22 protein-coding genes are annotated in these 17,150 nt (G+C 70.0%); 12 read left to right on the plus strand and 10 right to left on the minus strand.

The genetic code is table 11. The features are described 5' to 3' along the window. The 10 genes from BEK98_RS45470 to BEK98_RS45515 form a co-directional block, all read left to right on the plus strand. Positions 1–268, plus strand: a 268-nt coding sequence (locus tag BEK98_RS45470; protein ID WP_483027330.1) for a VOC family protein, incomplete at its 5' end; no start/stop codon positions are given. 62 nt (positions 269–330) lie between these two features. Then, positions 331–792 (plus strand): SRPBCC family protein, encoded by a 462-nt coding sequence (locus BEK98_RS45475; protein ID WP_094222695.1) that lies wholly within the window; start codon positions 331–333, stop codon positions 790–792. 72 nt (positions 793–864) lie between these two features. Beyond that, the gene (locus tag BEK98_RS45480; RefSeq protein WP_167444441.1) at positions 865–1,287 is read left to right on the plus strand and encodes a nuclear transport factor 2 family protein; all 423 of its coding nucleotides are present in this window, start codon (positions 865–867) and stop codon (positions 1,285–1,287) included. 34 nt (positions 1,288–1,321) lie between these two features. Beyond that, positions 1,322–2,077, plus strand: a complete 756-nt coding sequence (locus tag BEK98_RS45485; protein WP_094222697.1) for a class II aldolase/adducin family protein — start codon at positions 1,322–1,324, stop codon at positions 2,075–2,077. Positions 2,078–2,163: 86 nt separating this feature from the next. Beyond that, a complete protein-coding gene (locus BEK98_RS45490; RefSeq protein WP_094222698.1) occupies positions 2,164–3,069 on the plus strand; it encodes a VOC family protein in 906 nt (301 codons plus the stop codon). Between the two features lie 4 nt (positions 3,070–3,073). Further along, the gene (locus tag BEK98_RS45495; RefSeq protein WP_094222699.1) at positions 3,074–3,829 is read left to right on the plus strand and encodes an SDR family NAD(P)-dependent oxidoreductase; all 756 of its coding nucleotides are present in this window, start codon (positions 3,074–3,076) and stop codon (positions 3,827–3,829) included. A 33-nt stretch (positions 3,830–3,862) separates the two neighbouring features. Further along, entirely contained in the window at positions 3,863–4,894 is a 1,032-nt protein-coding gene (locus BEK98_RS45500; protein WP_094222700.1) for an SRPBCC domain-containing protein, read from the plus strand. 1 nt (position 4,895) lies between these two features. Next, on the plus strand, positions 4,896–5,663 hold the full coding sequence (locus tag BEK98_RS45505; RefSeq protein ID WP_094222701.1) for an SDR family NAD(P)-dependent oxidoreductase: 768 nt from the start codon (positions 4,896–4,898) through the stop codon (positions 5,661–5,663). Between the two features lie 71 nt (positions 5,664–5,734). Then, on the plus strand, positions 5,735–6,130 hold the full coding sequence (locus BEK98_RS45510) for a nuclear transport factor 2 family protein (protein ID WP_094222702.1): 396 nt from the start codon (positions 5,735–5,737) through the stop codon (positions 6,128–6,130). A 213-nt stretch (positions 6,131–6,343) separates the two neighbouring features. Beyond that, a complete protein-coding gene (locus BEK98_RS45515; RefSeq protein ID WP_244202277.1) occupies positions 6,344–6,793 on the plus strand; it encodes a MarR family winged helix-turn-helix transcriptional regulator in 450 nt (149 codons plus the stop codon). Between the two features lie 45 nt (positions 6,794–6,838). Here BEK98_RS45515 and BEK98_RS45520 read toward each other — a convergent pair whose 3' ends face one another. The 9 genes from BEK98_RS45520 to BEK98_RS45560 form a co-directional block, all read right to left on the minus strand. Then, the gene (locus BEK98_RS45520) at positions 6,839–7,576 is read right to left on the minus strand and encodes an HAD family hydrolase (RefSeq protein WP_094222704.1); all 738 of its coding nucleotides are present in this window, start codon (positions 7,574–7,576) and stop codon (positions 6,839–6,841) included. Next, a complete protein-coding gene (locus BEK98_RS45525; RefSeq protein ID WP_094222705.1) occupies positions 7,573–8,379 on the minus strand; it encodes a DeoR/GlpR family DNA-binding transcription regulator in 807 nt (268 codons plus the stop codon). Before BEK98_RS45525 ends, BEK98_RS45520 begins: the two co-directional genes overlap by 4 nt. A 140-nt stretch (positions 8,380–8,519) precedes the next feature. After that, the gene (locus BEK98_RS45530) at positions 8,520–9,554 is read right to left on the minus strand and encodes a zinc-dependent alcohol dehydrogenase (RefSeq protein ID WP_094222706.1); all 1,035 of its coding nucleotides are present in this window, start codon (positions 9,552–9,554) and stop codon (positions 8,520–8,522) included. A 29-nt stretch (positions 9,555–9,583) separates the two neighbouring features. Then, positions 9,584–10,591, minus strand: a complete 1,008-nt coding sequence (locus BEK98_RS45535) for a zinc-dependent alcohol dehydrogenase family protein (protein ID WP_094222707.1) — start codon at positions 10,589–10,591, stop codon at positions 9,584–9,586. Then, positions 10,588–11,400, minus strand: coding sequence for a carbohydrate ABC transporter permease (locus tag BEK98_RS45540; RefSeq protein WP_094222708.1), 813 nt, complete (start codon positions 11,398–11,400; stop codon positions 10,588–10,590). Before BEK98_RS45540 ends, BEK98_RS45535 begins: the two co-directional genes overlap by 4 nt. Next, complete coding sequence (locus tag BEK98_RS45545) at positions 11,397–12,356, minus strand: carbohydrate ABC transporter permease (protein ID WP_094222709.1); 960 nt, start codon at positions 12,354–12,356, stop codon at positions 11,397–11,399. Before BEK98_RS45545 ends, BEK98_RS45540 begins: the two co-directional genes overlap by 4 nt. Positions 12,357–12,438: 82 nt before the next feature. Beyond that, positions 12,439–13,788 (minus strand): ABC transporter substrate-binding protein, encoded by a 1,350-nt coding sequence (locus BEK98_RS45550; RefSeq protein WP_094222710.1) that lies wholly within the window; start codon positions 13,786–13,788, stop codon positions 12,439–12,441. A 335-nt stretch (positions 13,789–14,123) separates the two neighbouring features. Beyond that, positions 14,124–14,690, minus strand: a complete 567-nt coding sequence (locus BEK98_RS45555) for a TetR-like C-terminal domain-containing protein (RefSeq protein ID WP_094222711.1) — start codon at positions 14,688–14,690, stop codon at positions 14,124–14,126. A 44-nt stretch (positions 14,691–14,734) separates the two neighbouring features. Then, positions 14,735–15,085: a DoxX family protein gene (locus BEK98_RS45560; RefSeq protein WP_094222712.1), complete on the minus strand. Its 351-nt coding sequence runs from the start codon at positions 15,083–15,085 to the stop codon at positions 14,735–14,737. 91 nt (positions 15,086–15,176) lie between these two features. Here BEK98_RS45560 and BEK98_RS45565 point away from each other — a divergent pair, with 91 nt between their 5' ends. Continuing rightward, positions 15,177–15,623 (plus strand): MarR family winged helix-turn-helix transcriptional regulator, encoded by a 447-nt coding sequence (locus BEK98_RS45565; protein ID WP_094222713.1) that lies wholly within the window; start codon positions 15,177–15,179, stop codon positions 15,621–15,623. 116 nt (positions 15,624–15,739) lie between these two features. Beyond that, entirely contained in the window at positions 15,740–16,618 is an 879-nt protein-coding gene (locus BEK98_RS45570; protein ID WP_094222714.1) for an NmrA/HSCARG family protein, read from the plus strand. A gap of 4 nt (positions 16,619–16,622) precedes the next feature. Here the strand turns inward: BEK98_RS45570 and BEK98_RS45575 are convergent. After that, positions 16,623–17,150: GntR family transcriptional regulator (locus tag BEK98_RS45575; RefSeq protein WP_094222715.1), on the minus strand; the 528-nt coding region annotated here is incomplete at its 5' end.

Here is a 17,150-nt window from a genome sequence, read left to right on the forward strand (position 1 = left end):
GCACTTCCTGGTCGACCAGGGCGTGGAGATCGTCATGGGGCCGGGGCGGCACCCCACCTCCGGCTCGGTGTTCCTCTACTTCCGGGGCCCGGAGAACCTCACCTACGAGTACGCCGTCGGCGGCGACCTCATCGAGGACGACGCGGCATGGACCCCGCGGGTGTTCGATCCCGAGCAGCCCTCGTCCATCGACATGTGGCGCGGCCCGGTGGCACCCACGACCCGGCAGCGCCAGCTGCCCCAGCAGGTACCCGCCGCCACGTCGTAGCAGGGCCGGTACCGCACATCCCCACTACGAGGCCGGCAGTGCCGCCGGCCGAAGGAGGATCGATGATCTTCGTGAGCCACGTGATCCCCGTCAACGAAGCGGGGGAACCTCGGCTCGACCGCGCCGCCGTCTGGGAGGGGCTGGTCCTCAAGGCCAACAACGCCCTGCCGTTCGTGCCCGCGATGAGCGACTGCAGGGTCACCGAGCGCCACAGCGACGCCTGCTTCGACCGTGACATCCGCATCCGGGGCGACGCCTTCCGTGAGCGGATCACCCTGGAAGCGCCCCACCGGGTGGTGTTCACCCGCCTCGCGGGCCCCATCCTCGGCACGATCGCCAACGAGATCGAGGGCGAGGGCGACGACATGCGGCTGCGCTTCAGCTTCGCCCTGGTGCTGGCCGGCACGCCGGGCAACTCCGCGGCCGAGGAGACGTACGCCAGGACCATGACCGGCGACTACATCCAGGCCCTCACCGCCACCCGCGACGCCATGCGCCGCCTCGCCGTCGACAACGCCGCGTGACCTGACCGGTCCCCTCCCCACCGAGTGGGGACCCCTACCGAGTACGGACGAAAAGGGACAAAGATGTCTGATATGTCCGACTGGCTTCATTCCTTCTACGCCGATGTGGACGCCCAGCAGACCGAGCGCGTCCTCGACCGCTTCACCCCGGACGGGGAACTGGTCTTCGGCAGCAACCCGCCCGCCATCGGCCGCGCAGCCATGCGCGAAGTGCTGGAGAACCTGCGCGCGGCGCTCTCCGGCATGCGGCACGAGTGGTGCAACCGCTGGACGGTCGACGAGAGAACCCTGGTCCTGGAGGCCCGCGTCCACTACACCACGCGCGGCGGCACCGAGGTGGTCCTCCCCTGTGCCACGGTCATCGACCGCGACGCCTCGGGTCTCATCACCTCCCTGCGGATCCACATCGACTCCGCACCGCTGTTCACGGCCCTGGACGCCGAGTCCGTGACCGCACAGCCGGAACCCGTGTCCTCCGACAAGGCGGCGGGATGACCGGCCGACACACCGGCCGAACGGCAACCCGGCCATGACCGGGCACCTCACGAGCGAGGCGGTGGCGGAGGACCGTACGGCAACCGCCGGGGACGCGACGGAGCGTACGGACACCGCCGGGGGCGCGACGGACCGTACGGACACCGCCGGGGAAGTCGTCGCCGCGGCCCGTACGCTGGGGGCGCTCGGCCTGGTGGCAGCCTTCGGGCATGTGTCGGCGCGCCGCGACGACCGGATGCTCATCACACCCGCGATCGACCTCGCCCGGGCCACCGAGGACACGCTCCTCGAGATCCCCTTGGACGCGTCGGCGCTCCCGGCGAACGCACCGGGCGAGGCCTGGATCCACCTGGCGGTCTACCAGGCACGACCGGACGTGCACGCCGTCGCCCGCGCCATCCCGGAGTCCGCCTTCGCGGCCGGCGCGGTCGTCTCCCGCAGCATTCCGCCCCTGCACGGACAGGGCGCCATGCTCGGCGAGGCCGTGCCCGTGCACGACGACGCACGCCTGATGCGCTCGGCCGAGATCGCCGAACGGGCCGCCCGCACGCTCGGCGACGCCGACGCCCTCGTCCTGCGGGGCAACGGTGCCGTCACCACCGGTGGCAGCCCCGGCCATGCCGTCGCCCGTATGTGGCTCCTCGACACCACCTGCCGTCTGCATCTCGCGGCACGTCAGGCCGGTGCGATCCGGGCCCTCACCGCCGAGGAGATCACGGCCTGGCGAGCAGCCGCCCCGCCCCTGCTCGACCGGCTCTGGGCGCACCTGCGAAGACCCGACGGCGCCTGACCTGTGCCCATCGCCACCGTGACCGACGAGTGACGCAACCGTCCGCCCCGCGTCCCGGGGAGGACCGACCGACGAAGGAATGCACCATGCGCGTCAGCGGCCTGCTGCACTACGGCCTCCAACTGCCCGACCTGGCCCAGGGCAAGGACTTCTACACCGACTTCGGCCTGAACGTCGACGAACACGGCGACCGGCTCGTCGTACGCTGCGACGGCCGGGACCAGGACCAGACCCTGCTCGTCGAGGGACACGACAAGCGTCTGCACCACGTCGCCTTCGCGACACCGGAGGGATCGCTGCCAGAGCTGCAGCGTCACCTCGAATCGCTCGGCATCACCCTGCTGGACGCCCCCGCCGGCGGCCCCGAGGGCGGCCTGTGGTTCCGCGACCCCGACGGCAACGCGGTCAACGTGCGCGAGCGGGAACTCGCCCCGCCGCGGCCCGGAGAACCGGTCGAGCAGAACGTGGCCGGCGACTACCGGCGAGTGGACCGGGCCCGCTGGCTCAGCGCGCACACCGCGCCGCGCCCGCGCCGGCTGGGCCACATGCTGGTCTTCTCCTCGGACGTGAACCGCTCGCAGGACTTCTACGAGCGCACACTCGGCCTCAGGCTGTCCGACCGGATCACCGGCAAGGCCGTGTTCATGAACTCCGGGCCCGGCGACCACCACGTCTTCGGGTTCATCCAGAGCAGCCACCCGGGTCTGCACCACTCCAGCTGGGAGGTCGACAACCTCGACCAACTGGCCATGGGCGCCCAGATCATGGCCGACAAGGGCCACACCGTCGGCTGGGGCCTGGGCCGGCACACCCTCGGCTCGAACCTGTTCCACTACATGCGCGACCCCTGGGGCAGCTGGATCGAGTACTTCTCCGACATCGACCAGATCACCGAGGACTGGAAGGGCCAGGACTGGGACGTCCCGCCCGCGGTCTGGTGCCCGCTGATGCCCGACGAGTTCCTGCGGAACGTCGAGCCGAAGCCGGAGTGACGACATGACGACATCCGAGCAGTTCGCCGGGCGCGTCGCCATGGTCACCGGCGCCGGATCGGGCATAGGCAGGGCCTCGGCCCTGGCGTTCGCGGCCCGCGGGGCGGCCGTCGGCGTGTGCGACGTCAACACCGAGGGCGGCGAGGAGACCGTCTCCCGCATCGAGGCCGCCGGTGGAAAGGCCCTGTTCCTGCACACGGACGTGTCGTCCGGCGCCGCGGTCCGGCAGGCCGTGGACACGCTCGTGACGACGTACGGCGGGCTGCACTTCGCCCACAACAACGCCGGCACGTACGCCATGGCGCTCACCGGTGAGCTGTCGGAGGCGGAGTTCACCCGGGTGCTGAACGTGAACCTGCTCGGCGTGTTCCTGTGCATGCGCCACCAGATCCCGCTGATGCTCGACGCCGGCGGTGGCGCGATCGTCAACACGGCCTCGATCTGGGCCCACACGGGCATGCCGACCCAGGCCGCGTACGTGGCCAGCAAGCACGGCGTCGCCGGCCTGACCAAGACCGCGGCCGTCGAGTACGCCGCCCGGGGCGTCCGCGTCAACGCGGTGTCCCCCGGCTACATCGAAACGCCGATGACGGCGGGCAATCCGCCCGACGCCCTGGCCGCCGTCCTGTCCCGTCAGGTCATCGGCCGGGCCGGGCAGCCGGAGGAGATCGCGGCCGCGGCTACCTGGCTGTGCGGCGACGAGGCCTCGCTGGTCACCGGAGCGGTCCTCAACGTCGACGGCGGCTATCTGGCGCACTGACCACCCCAACCACCCTTCAGAAAGGCAGACTCCATGGCGGACTCTGCGCACGTCACCACGATCAAACGCTTCTACGACATGGCAGACGGCCGGATCACCGGCAGTCCCGCCGAGTTGTTCACCGAGGACGTCAGGATCTACACCCCCAAGTTCGGCGTCGCCGCCGGACTCGACGCGATGGTCGCGGCGGGCAGGGGCCGCGCGATGTTCCGGCGCATGGAGCACCACCTCGACGAGTTCCAGATCGTCGAGCGGGGCGACCGGGTCGTCGTCGAAGGCACCACCGAGGGGGAGACGGTCACGGGCCGCACCTGGGACGGCCGCACCGACATCCCCGGCCACTTCTGCGCCGTCTTCGACTTCCGCGACGGCCGTATCAGCAGGATGCACGTCTACTTCGATCCCGACCTCGGCCACGAGGACGCGGACCGCTACCCGTGGTGGCGGCAGCCCACCACCTCACCCACCGAAAGGCACGACACCATGCCCCAGACCGTGGACGGGACCATCCGGCACACCCTCGACCTGAACGAGGTGGAGTTCGTACGGCACTTCGACGCGCCCCTGGATCAGCTGTGGCGCTTCGTCTCCGAGCCGGAGCTGCTGGCGAAGTGGCTGGGCGGTCCGGTCGACAAGCTGGAGCCGTTCGAGGGCGGCGAGGTCGTCATCCAGATCGCGCCGAAGATGGGCGCGACGGTCTACGGCAAGGTCCTCGAGTACGTGCCACGGCAGGTCCTGGCGCTGACCTGGGAGGTCCCGGCCTGGGGCCACACCCCCGACCTCATGGGTACGACGATGCGGTGGGCCGTCGAGGCGGACGGCGACGGCTCCCAGCTGACCCTGACCCACGCCCTGCCCCACTCCGTCTTCCGCGAGCACCTCTTGAGCGCCGCCTGGCATCTGCACATGGACCAGCTGGGCCACCTTCTCGCCGGCCACGACGAGCACTACACCATCCAGCAGAACGAGATCCACGCCCTGGTTGTGGCCTACCTGGAGAAGGACCAGGCCGAGAAGCGGGCGTACTACGAGCACCTGCTCGGCATCCGGAAGGCCGGGGCCTGACATGACATCCGCCACCACACAGGCACAGAGAACCAAGAGGGTCGCCGTGGTCACGGGCGGCGGCGCCGGTATCGGCCAGGGCTACGCCCTCCGGCTCGCGCGCGACGGCCACACGGTCGCCGTGGCCGACCTCGGCCCGGCCGACGCGACCGAGAAGCTGATCCGTGAGGCAGGCGGCGAGGTCTTCTCGGCCCGCTGCGACGTGTCCGACCCCGACAGCGTGACCGGGTTCGCCGCGGCCGTCACCGACCGCTTCGGGCACGTCGACATCCTCGTCCACAACGCGGGCATCTACCCCATCGTCCCCTTCGAGGAGACGGACTGGGCGACCTGGCGCCGCATCATGGACATCAACCTGGACTCCGTCTTCCACCTCACCAAGGCGTTCCTGCCCGGCATGCGGCAGCACGGCTGGGGACGCATCGTGGTCATGGCCTCGGCGACCTTCCACTCCGGGCCGCCCGGCATGGTCGCCTACACGGCGAGCAAGGGCGGAGTGATCGGCTTCGTCCGCACGCTCGCCGCCGAGGTCGGCGCACACGGGGTCACCGTGAACGCCATCGCGCCGGGCCTGGTCCGCACGCCCGGCACCCTCTCCGGGCCGCAACAGGAGCTGGGGCTGTTCGACGCGCTTCTCGCCACCCAGGCGATCAAGCGGACCGGTGTGCCGGAGGACCTGATGGGCACGGTGTCGTTCCTGACCTCCGACGAGGCCGCCTTCATGACCGGTCAGACGCTGGTGGTGGACGGGGGCTTCGCCCGGGCCTGAGCCCGCATTTCGCAAGGCCACGGGGACAGCAAGCGCAGGACCGAGGGACGACAAGGCTTGAGGGAGAGACCGTGACCCCACCGCACACCGCTCGGCACACCGACGAACCACCCGGCTGGGTGACCGACCTGTACGCCTGCTTCGACAGCCTCGACATGGAGGCGATCCTCGCCCGGTTCAGCGAGGACGCCCGCATCCGGTTCGGCAACGCGGAGCCGACCGTGGACCTGGACGCGTACCGAGCCACGTTCGACGCGTTTCTCGGGACGATACGAGGCACAGCGCACCGTTTCACCCAGGTGTGGGAGTGCGGCGACTCGGCCGTGCTGCTCGCCGAGGTCGAGTACAGCTGCCAGAACGGCACGGTGACGTGCCTCCCGGCGGCGACGAAGCTGCATCGCCGGCCGGACGGGCTGATCGACGAGATGCAGGTCTTCGCCGACGTCACCCCGCTCTTCATGCCGTGACCCCCCTGTGTGTGCTTCCGGCCGGGCCACCGGCCGGAAGCACACACCATTTACTGTCCGAACAAGTAAATCCGGCCCATCACACCTACCCGTCAGCGCTGTACCCTTTACTTGTTCAAGCAACTGCACAGGCCTCACGAGGAACCCATGAGCCAGCCGGAGAGCACAGACGCCCGTCCGTCGACGACAACCGACGCCACGGGGCTGGCGGACATGCCGGACTCCGTCGCGGCCGGTGCCATCAATCACGCGATCCTCCGCGTGGCCCGCCTGCACCGCATGCTGGCCGGCCAACTACTTCGCCGAGTCGGCCTCCACCCCAGCCAGGAACTGGTCATGATGCAGTTGTGGGATCGCGGCCCGCAGCGGCAGACCGACCTGGTCCGTCTGCTCGGCTCCGACGCCGCCACCATGACGCGCACGATCCGGCGTCTGGAGAACGCGGGCTTCGTCCGCCGCCGCCCCTCCCCCACCGACAAGCGGGTCACCATCGTCGAACCCACCGCGGCCAGCAACGCCCTGCGCACCGAGGTGGAACAGGTCTGGATGGACCTCGAGACCAGCGTCGCGGAAGGCATGACGCCGGCCCAACAGGCCGAGGTCATCGAGGTCCTGGGCCGCATCGAGGAGAGCCTCGCCCGCGCCACCTCGCAGGAGGCCTGAGGTCCGGCGTAAGCCGATGTGCCGGGTGGCGGCCGCTCCGTCCTGTCAGGTCACGAGCCGCAGCACGTCCGCCAAGCCGCGCTCACCGGTGCGGTTCTCCGCCGGCAGGATGTAGGTGCGCAGACCGCAGGCGGCCGCGCCGCCGTCGCGGACCGGGTTGTCGCCGACCATGAGGGTGGCACGGGGGTCGGCGCCCAGGTCGGCGCAGGCCTTGAGGAACAGCTGCGGGTCGGGCTTCTCGCGGCCCTGCTCGTAGGAGATGACGCAGGTGTCGACCAGGGCCTCCAGCCCGTGGTGGGCGAGGTGGGTGCGCAGGTCCCAGGCGAAGTCGCTGACGATGCCGATCCGCAGTCCGCGCTCGCGCAGCGCCCGCAGGACCGGTTCGGTGTCGGGATACGGCACCCAGGCGTCCGGGGCGGTGAGTTCCCGGTAGGCCGCCTCCTCCGCCCCGCGCAGAAAGTCGACCTGCTCCCACCATCCCCGCATGGCACGGCGGTGCCGGTCGGAAGAGAGATCGCGGCCTTCCTGGAGGCCGACGACGGAGGGCAGCCGGAAGGCGGCGCGCAGCTGGTCGGATATCCCGGCCACCGCACCGGGCTCGTCCAGCAGCGCGAGCCGGTCGCAGGCTGCGCCGACCCGGTGCAGCCAGGTCCTGAGGTCGGTCATCTGGAAGATGGTGTTGCTGAAGTCGAACAGCACGGCCTGGACCGGAGGCACGGGCGCGGCCATCTCGGCATCGCTGGGACGGTAGGCACTCGGTGTTTCGAACAGGGTGTGGATCACGGGGAGGGCTCTTCGGGTTCGATCGTCTCGACGGTGACCCCGAGGTCGCGTATGGCCGCGAGTTCCGCCTCGGGGGTGCCGGTGTCGGTGATGACGGTGTGGTAGTCGGCCACGGTGCCGTACGCGTAGGTGGCGGTCTTGCCGAACTTCGAGTGGTCCACCAGGAGCAGGGCCTGTTCGGCGGAGGCGAGCATGGCCAGCTTCACCTCGACGTAGTCGTTCAAGGGGTGGAAGAGCCGGCCTTCCAGGATGGCGGTGGCGGACATCAGGGCGAGGTCGGCCCGGATCCGGGACAGGGCACGGGTCACGGTGGGACCGGTGCAGGAGTTGAAGTCGCCGCGGTAGTCGCCGCCCAGCAGGGTGACGCTCACGCCGGGCGCGGACCCGAGGCGCTGGGCGAGCCCGACGGAGTTGGTGACGACGTGGAGTTGGTCGAGCCGGGCCAGCGCGTCGGCCAGGGGGAACAGGGTGGTCGAGTCGTCCATGAGCACCGTGCTGCCCGGCCTGATCCGGTCGGCGACGGCCGCGCACAGCGCGTTCTTGGCCGCGAGGGCGCTGTTCTCACGGAAGCGGGTGGCCGTCTCCATGGTGAGGGCGGGGAAGGCGACGGCCCGCCCGCGCTCCTTGCGCAGCAGATGGCGCCCGGCGAGGTCGTCCAGGTCCCGGTGCATCGTCATCAGACTGACGTCGAAGTGCTGGGCGAGGTCGTCGATGCGGGTCTCGCCGTGTTCGGCGACATATTGCAGCACGGCCTGGCGCCGCTCCTCGACGGCCGCCTGTGACAGTCGCGTACGGGCGGTCACGGCGCCCCTCCTTCCCGGTCGCTCCGGTCTCGCAGTTTCCCACACGGGCCGGTGGGGTCCGGGGCCCGTCCGGCTCCCGGACCACGGGCCGCCGGTGCGGCGACGGCTGCGGCGTACGACGTGCACACCCGAGCGGCCGGTCACGGACCGTCCACCGTGACCAGCACCTTCACGTGCGCGGGATCGACGGACGCGGCGAAAGCCTTGGCGGCGTCCTCCAGCGGGAAGGTGGCGGTGACGATCTCGGCTGTGTCCACGGCACCCGAGGCGATCAGGGACATCGCGGTGCGGTAGTCCTCGCCCGTGTACATCAGGGTGCCCTCGATACGGATCTCCCGGTCCTGGACCAGGTCCAGACGGACCGCGGTCGTGCCGGCGGCACCCACGCCCACCACCACGATGTGGCCACCCTTGGCCACGAGGCCGGTGGCCTGAGCCATGGACTGCTCCCGGGCCACACAGTCGAAGACGACGTCGACCGGTCCGCCGAGCGCGGCATGGGCCTGCTCGACCAGGTCGGGGGCGTCGGCGGGCAGGGCCGCGTCGGCACCGAGACGCAGCGCCCGCTGCCGCTTGCCGTCCATCAGGTCGGTGACGGCGATCCGGGCGGCCCCCGCGTGCCGGGCGGCGAGGAGCGTGAGCAGGCCGATGGGGCCGGCCCCGAGCACGGCGACCGTGCGGCCGGTGAGGTCACCGGCCTTGGCCACGGCGTGCACCGGGGTGGCCAGGGGCTCGACGAGGGCGGCCTCGATGTCGGTCATGCCGTCGGGGATGCGATGGACTCGGTCGGCGGGGATGGTGAACAGGTCGGTCATGGCGCCGGGCGTCTGGCAGCCGAACACCTTCAGTTCCTGGCAGATGTTGTAGCGGCCGGAGCGGCACTGGGGGCACCGGCCGCAGTACAGGTTGGGTTCGATGATCACCCGGTCGCCGGGCCTGAAGTCCTCGGCGCCCTTCCCTGCCGCGGCGACGACACCCACCGCCTCGTGACCGGGTCGGTAGGGCAGGTCGATGAAGGGATGGTGGCCGGCCGCCGCATGGGTGTCGGAACCGCACACGCCGACGACCGTGGTGTGCACCAGGAGTTCGTCGTCCCCGGGTACGGGCGCGGGCACGTGCTCGATGGTGATGTCGTCGAGGGAGCGGACGAGGACGCGGCGGATCTGCTCGGTCATGGTGGCGGAGTTCCGTTCGGTTCGGGCGTTCACGCGGTGGCGAGGCCGGGCTGGATCTGGATCTTGCGGCCGATGCCCGCCTGGAAGCGGGCGATGGCGTCCGGGAACGCCGCCAGGGGCAGGCGGTCGCTGATGAAGACGTCCGGGTCGATGACGCCGGTGGCGAAGAGGTCGGCGGCACGCTCGAAGCTGTGCAGGACGGCCATCGAGCCGGTGATGGTGATCTCCTGGTTGTAGATCCTGTACGGCTCGATGGTGGTGCGGGCGGCAGGGGAAGCGACCCCGAACTGCAGATACGTGCCGCCCTTGCCGACCCGGCCGAGGGCGTCCTGGATGGCCTGGGCGTTGCCGGTGGCGTCGACGACCAGGTCCCAGCCGTACGGCGGCCGGTCGAGCTCGTCGGCGGACGCGGCACTGCCGGAGCAGCCCAACTGCCGTGCCGTGGCGAGGCGTTCGGCGTTGATGTCGACGACGTCGACGCTCGCGGCGCCGGTGGCCTTGGCGAGCTGGAGCATCATCAGGCCCATGGTTCCGGCGCCGTAGACGAGCACGCGGGAGGCGAGGCGGCTGCGCAGGACGTCGTAGCCGCGCACCGCACAGGACAGCGGCTCGATCAGGGCCGCGTCCTCGGTGCGCACGCCGTCGGGGAGGAGCACGCAGTTGGCGACCGGCGCGGCCACGAACTCGGCGGCGGCGCCGGGATGCGTGACGCCGATGGCCGCGTACCGCTCGCACAGGTTGTTGCGGCCGAGGCGGCAGTAGTGGCACTCACCGCAGTACAGGTTCGGGTCGACCGCGACGCGGGTGCCCACCGCCACCTCGGTCACCCGGGAGCCGACGGCGACGACTTCCCCGGCGAACTCGTGGCCGGGGACGATCGGCAGGCTGGGCGCGTGCTCGCCCTGAAGGATGTGCAGGTCGGTGCCGCACAGCCCGACCGCGGCCACCTGGACGACGACCTCGCGGGGTCCGGGGGCCGGGTCGTCGACGGTGGCGAGTTCCACCTTGCCCGGCGCGGCGATGACGGCGGCCCTCATTTGACGGCTCCCAGGGACAGGCCGCGGACGAGTTTGTCCTGGGCGGCGAAACCGGCGATGAGGACGGGCAGCGACACCAGCGTGGCGGCGGCGCAGAGTCGGGCGAGGAACAGGCCCTCGTTGGTGATGAAGCCGACCAGGAAGACCGGCGCGGTGGATGCCTGCGTGGCGGTGAGGTTCACGGCGAACATGAACTCGTTCCAGCTGAAGATGAAGCAGATCAGCGAGGTGGCGGCGAGTCCGGGCATGGCGACCGGTGCGACGACCCGCCACAGCACGGTGAGCAGGTTGGCCCCGTCGACCTCGGCCGCCTCCAGGATCTCCTTGGGCACCTCGGCGAGGAACGAGCGCATCATCCACACCGCGATCGGGAGGTTCATGGCGGTGTAGAGGACGATCAGGGTCCACACGTTGTCCAGCATTCCGGCGTCCTTGACGATCAGGTACACCGGCAGCAGAGCCGCGATGGCCGGGAGGAACTTGGTCGACAGGAAGAAGAACATCACGTCGGTCCACTTCTGGACCGGCTTGATGGACAGCGCGTAGGCCGCCGGCACCGCCAGGGCGAGCACCAGCACCGTCGAAATGACACTGGCCATGGCCGAGTTGAGCAGGTACGGGGTGATGTCCCGGCTGAACAGCAGCTTGTACTGGTCGAAGGTGAGCGGGGCGAAGAGGGACGGCGGGTTGGTCGCCGCGTCCGCCTCCTGGTGGAAGGAGGTGAGCACCATCCACGCCACCGGCGCGAAGAACGCGAACGTGGCGAGCCAGGCGACGAAGGTCCACAGGGGCGACAGTCGCGCAGTCATCGGGAAACCTCCTCGCGGAACAGCGACGCGATGGTGCGCAGCGCGAAGGTCGCGATCACGATCGAGCCGAGCACGACGACGACACCGGCGGCGGCCGCCTGGCCGTACTCGTACTTGCGGAACATGGTCAGGTAGATCTCGTAGGGCAGGTTGGTGGTCTGCGAGCCCGGGCCGCCCTGGGTGATGGTGTAGACGGCGTCGAAGGTCTGCACGACGTAGATCGTGCCGAGCAGGACGCCCAGCTCGATGTACTGGCGCAGGTGCGGCAGGGTGATGTGCCGGAAGGTCTGCATCGCGGAGGCCCCGTCCATGCGGGCCGCCTCCAGGACGTCACCGGGCTGCGCCTGCAGACCGGCCAGGAGGATCAGCATCATGAACGGCGTCCACTGCCAGACCAGCGAGACCACGACGGCGGGCATGGGGAACGAGGAAACCCAGTCGATCGTGGGGCCGTTGGCGGCTCCGAAGAGCCGGTAGACGGCGTTGAGGGTGCCGTTGAGCAGGCCGTAGTCGGGGTTGTAGAGGGCGTGCTTCCACAGCAGCGCGGCCGCGACCGGCATGACGAGGAACGGCGCGATGAGCAGGGTGCGGGCCAGGCCGCGGCCGGCGAACCGGCGGTCGAGCAGCATCGCCAGACCGAGGCCGAGGACCACGCTGCCGATCACCACCGACGCGGTGAGCACGATCGTGTTGAGCACCGCGGTGCGCAGCCGCTCGTCGGTGAAGACGAACGTGAAGTTGGACAGGCCGACGAAGTGCCGGTCACCCGGCTTGAGGATGTTCCACTGGAAGGTGGAGATCACGATCGTGGCCACGAAGGGCAGTTGGGTGACGGCGATGGTGAAGACCAGCGCCGGGAGCAGCGGGATCCGGCGCTTCCACTTGCCGGCGCCCGAGGAATTCCGGGTACGGGCCGGTGGTGGTGCCGTCTTGGGGGGAACGGTGAGTGTGGTCATGGACTTTCCTCCGCCAGTGACGGCCGGGTAGAGGGGAGCGGTGCCCGGCCGGGGGGAGGGCCGGCCGGGCGGTTCGAGCGGGTCACCGGTAGTTCTTGGCTACGTCCTCGGCGAGCTTCTGGCCGTCGTTCAGCGCCTGGTCCACGCTGGTCTTGCCGGCGATGGCGGCGGAGATCTCCTGGGTGACCTTGGTGCCCAGGTCCTGGAACTCGGGGATGGCCACGTACTGGATGCCCACGGTCGGCCTGGGCTGGACGCCCGGGTCGGCCGGGTCGGCTCCCTCGATGGACTTCAGCGTGACGTCACCGAACGACGCAGCGGCCTTCTGGTACTGCGGGATGTCGTACGTGCTGGCCCGCTTGCCGGCCGGAACCCGTGCCCAGCCGAGCTTCTCACCGACCAGCTGCTCGTACTTCTTGCTGGAGGCCCAGAGCATGAACTTCGAGGCGGCGTCGGCGTTCTTCGTGGTCTTGGGCATCGCCCAGGCCCAACTCCACAGCCAGCCGCCGCTCCTGGTCTCGGCGGTCGGTGCGTAGGCGTAGCCGACGTGACCGGCGATCTTGCTGGTGCTGGGGTCCTCCAGGGCCCCGGCCGCGGCGGTGGCGTCGTACCACATCGCGACCTTCTGCTGGCTCATGGCGTTGAGGCACTCGGTGTACCCGGCCTGCGCCGCGCCCGCCTCACCGTGCTCGCGGACCAGGTCGACGTAGAACTTCGTGGCCTTCTTGAAGCCGTCGCCGTTGACCTGCGCCTTCCAGTCCTTGGTGAACCAGGTGCCGCCGAAGGTGTTGACCACGGACGTCAGCGGCGCCCCCAGCTCACCCCAGCCGGCAAGACCGCGCAGGCAGATGCCCCGCATCCCGGGCTCGGCGCCGTCGACCTTGGCCGCGATGTCGGCGATCTGCTGCCAGGTCGGATGCTCGGGCACCGTGATGCCCTTCGCCTTCATGACGTCCTTGTTGTACATGAGGAAGGACGACTCGCCGTAGAACGGCAGGGCGTAGAGCTTGCCGTCGGAGCCGGACAGCAACTTCACCATCGGCTTGAGCAGGTCGGCCCTGTCGAAGCTCGTGTCCTGGTCGGCGTAGGACCCCAGCTCGTGCAGCCAGCCGTTCTTCTCCCAGATGGGTACCTCGTAGGCGCCGATGGTGGCGACGTCGTACTGGCCGGCCTGAGTGGCGATGTCCTGGGTGACCTTGTCCCGCAGCTCGTTCTCGGGCAGGACCGTGAAGTTCACCTTGATGCCGGTGTCCTTCGTGAACGTGCTCTTCGTCAGCTTCGCGATGTCCTCCATCTGCGGATTGCCGACCATCAGCACGTTGATGCTCTTGCCGCCGCCCGAGGATCCGCCGGCGCCGGCTCCGGAACAGGCGGTGGCGAGCAGGGCGGTGGCGGCGGCGCCGGCGATGAGGGCGTATCTGGTCGATCGCATGACGGGGACCTCTCGTACGGGTGGCTCGGGAAGCGGCGTAGGGCGTGGGGGGCCAAGGGCCTCAGAGGGGGGGCACTGAGGCTCGGATGGGGAGGGGTGTGGCTGCGGCCCTGGGGTGTCGGGCGCGATGTCGATGGCGGAATTATTATCAGGAGACTGCGCCATTGTTAACACATCTTGCGAGAAATTCTGCTCGGATCTATCGCTACACCGTCTCGCCAAGGGTCTGACCCCGCCCTGATCACGTTCGGGTCCCGTCCCACGGGACCCCCAGGAACGCAAAAAGGGGCTGACCGCGGTACATCGCGGTCAGCCCCTTCACCCTGGGACGGAGTTCAGCGTCGCAGCAGCACAGGCAGGACGGACGCCTCCAGGTAACGGACGAGGTAGGCGGCGTCCGCCTCCTCCTCCCCGATCGCCGACCGGCCGTACGCGACTCCGACGACCAGGTCCGCAACGAATTCGAGAGCGGGGTTGTCCGGCGCCACCTCCCCACGCCGGACGGCCCGCTCGACCACACGGCGCAGCGTCTCGGGCTCGGCCTTCTCCCCGTACAGTGCGGCGACCAGCTCGGGATCGCTCTCCAGGGCCCGGTTCAGCGCCGCGAAGGGCACCCCACCCCTCCCGCGCCGGTCCTCACCGACGATCCGCGCGATCTCATGCAGGTCGCCTCGCAAGGAGCCCGTGTCGACGGACGACAAGCGGGCGCAGTCACGGCGACGCACTGCCGCGGCCACCAGCCGCGGCCTGCTCCCCCACCGGCGACGCAAGGTGTCCCGGTCGACCCGCGCCCCGGCCGCGACCGCGTCCAGGGTGAGCGCGTCGTACCCGACCTCGCGCAGCAGGTCGAGGACTGCCGAATAGATCTCGTCCCCCTGCCCAGCCGGCGTCCTGTCGGCCATGCCACACCTCGATCCGTACCGAGAGGTTTCCCGAGGACGCGTCGTCAGACCGACGCGAGGCCGAAGAGGACCGGCACCGCCGACACCGCGACCAGGATCATCGGGAACGCGGCCCCCTTGCCGTCCTTGACACGCAGGTGTGCGCCCGCCGCTCCGACGAAGAAGAGCACGACACCGACGGCGGCGGCGATCCCGAGGGGCCGATAGGCGATGCCGACCAGCAGGCCAAGCGCACCCGCGAACTTCACCGCGGCCAGCGGAAGGCGCCAGGTGTCCGCCACCTGGACGGCGTTAAGGGAGGCCATGACTCGTTCGTCCTTGACGATCATGCCGCGCCCCGAGAAGACCAGCATCACCGCGACCAGGACGGCAGCGACCACGTATCCGACGAACATGTACGACTCCAGAGGGGAAAGGAAGGAAAATGATGGAAGAGCTTCAATGATTGAAGAAGCTCAACGATATAGCAACTGTTACCGTTGCCACATGACAGCCGACATGCCCGAAGGGCCCCTGGACCGCCTCGGACTCCTGCTCGCCTGGCACGGCAGGATCACCGACACCTGGATCCGCCGCGCCCTGGGCACCACCGGCCTCACCCCTCGGCACGCCATGACGCTGATGCACCTGGGTGCGGGCCCGGTGAGCCAGCAGTCCCTGGTCGACAAACTGGACGTCGACCCGAGCGTCCTGGTGACGGTCCTCAACGACCTCGAAGGCGGGGACCTCGTCCACCGTCGACGCGACCCCGCCGACCGGCGGCGCCACATCGTGGAGATCACCCCCGAGGGCTCGGTGACCCTCGGCACCCTGGAAACCGCGCTGACGAAGGTCGAGAACGAGCTGTTCGCCGACCTGTCCGAACAGGAACGCACGACCCTGCGAGCCCTGCTGAAGCGCCTCGCCTCCGCTCCCGCCGACTACGAGTGCTGAGCCACTGACCGACCACGGGCGAGTCGGCCGACACCACGCGCCACATCCTCCCTGCGGCACACGTCCATGCCAGCGTTTACTTGGCTGGCCAACAAACGAGCGAGAGGACGTGTGCCATGCCCACGGACATCAACCAGCGAACCGTCCTTGTGCTGGGTGCGACAGGCAACCAGGGCGGCGCGGTCGCACACGAGCTACTGCGCCGGGGCCGGCCCGTGCGCGCGCTCACCCGTGACCCGAAGTCGGCGAAGGCCCAGGCCCTCGCCGAGGCCGGCGCCGAGGTGGTGGCGGGCGACCTCGACAACCCGCAGTCGCTCGACGCCGCCCTCAGCGGGGTGTACGGCGTCTACAGCGTGCAGACGTTCATGGGGCCGGAGGGCGTCAAGGGCGAGGAGCGGCAGGGGCGCGCCGTCGCCGACGCCGCGGCGCGGGCCGAGGTGCGGCACTTCGTCTACGGCTCGGTGGGCGGCGCCGACCGCGACAGCGGCGTCCCGCACTTCGAGAGCAAGGGCCGGATCGAGCAGCACATCGCCGAACTGGGACTTCCGGCGACCGTGCTGCGTCCGGCCTTCTTCATCAACAACTTCGCCTTCGTCGGCCCCCAGCGGGCCGGGGACGGACTGGTCCTCGCGCTCGGGCTGAAGCCGGAGACCAAGCTCCAGATGTTCGCCCCGGAGGACATCGGCCTGTTCGCCGCGGACGCCTTCGAGAACCCGGACGACTACCTGGGCCGTCAGCTGGAGATCGCCTCCGACGAACTCACGGGGCCGCAGATGGCCGAGGTGTTCGAGAAGGTGTCGGGCCTGCCCACCACCTTCCGGGAGCTGCCCGTCGAGCAGGTGCTGCAGGCCGACGAGGAGATGGGCCTGATGTTCGGCTGGTTCAACGACGAGGGCTTCGACGCGGATCTTCCCGCCCTGCGGTCCCGGCATCCCGAGCTGACCACCCTGGAAGCCTGGGCGCGCCGGAACTGGACGGCTCCGGCCGCCCAGTGACCGTTCAGGTCTCCCAGGGCGACGGGCCCGCGTTGACCAGCGTCATCGCCTTGGGTACGGCCGTCGGTACGTAGTCGGGCGCATGGTCCCGCAACACCCTCAGCGCCGTGCGCTCCAGATGGTGGGCCAGGCAGGAGACCGCGGCATCGCGGTCGCCCGCGACAACCGCGTCCAGGATCGCGGGGTGCTCGATGTTGCCGGGTTCGGACCAGCTCGTCGAGTCGAAGCGCTGGATGATGCGGATGTACCGCACGCTACGGTCGGAGAGTGCCCTCAGCTGACGCTGGAGCGCCTCGCCCGCGCCGGCGGAGAGGAGGCGATGGTATTCGCCGTGCGCCGCGAACCAGCCCTCGATGTCCTTGGCCCGAGCGGCCCGGCGCATCGCGGTCACCTGTGCCTTGGCCTCGCGCCTCGCCCGGGCGCCGAAGCCGTCCAGGGTCATGGTCAGCGCCAGCGTCTCCAGCATGATCCGCATCGCGTAGTCGGCGTCCAGCTCGGCCGGGTCGATGGCGGTGACGCGCATCCGCTGGTT

It is taken from the genome of Streptomyces diastatochromogenes (assembly GCF_002242805.1).
Classification (GTDB): Bacteria; Actinomycetota; Actinomycetes; order Streptomycetales; family Streptomycetaceae; genus Streptomyces; species Streptomyces diastatochromogenes.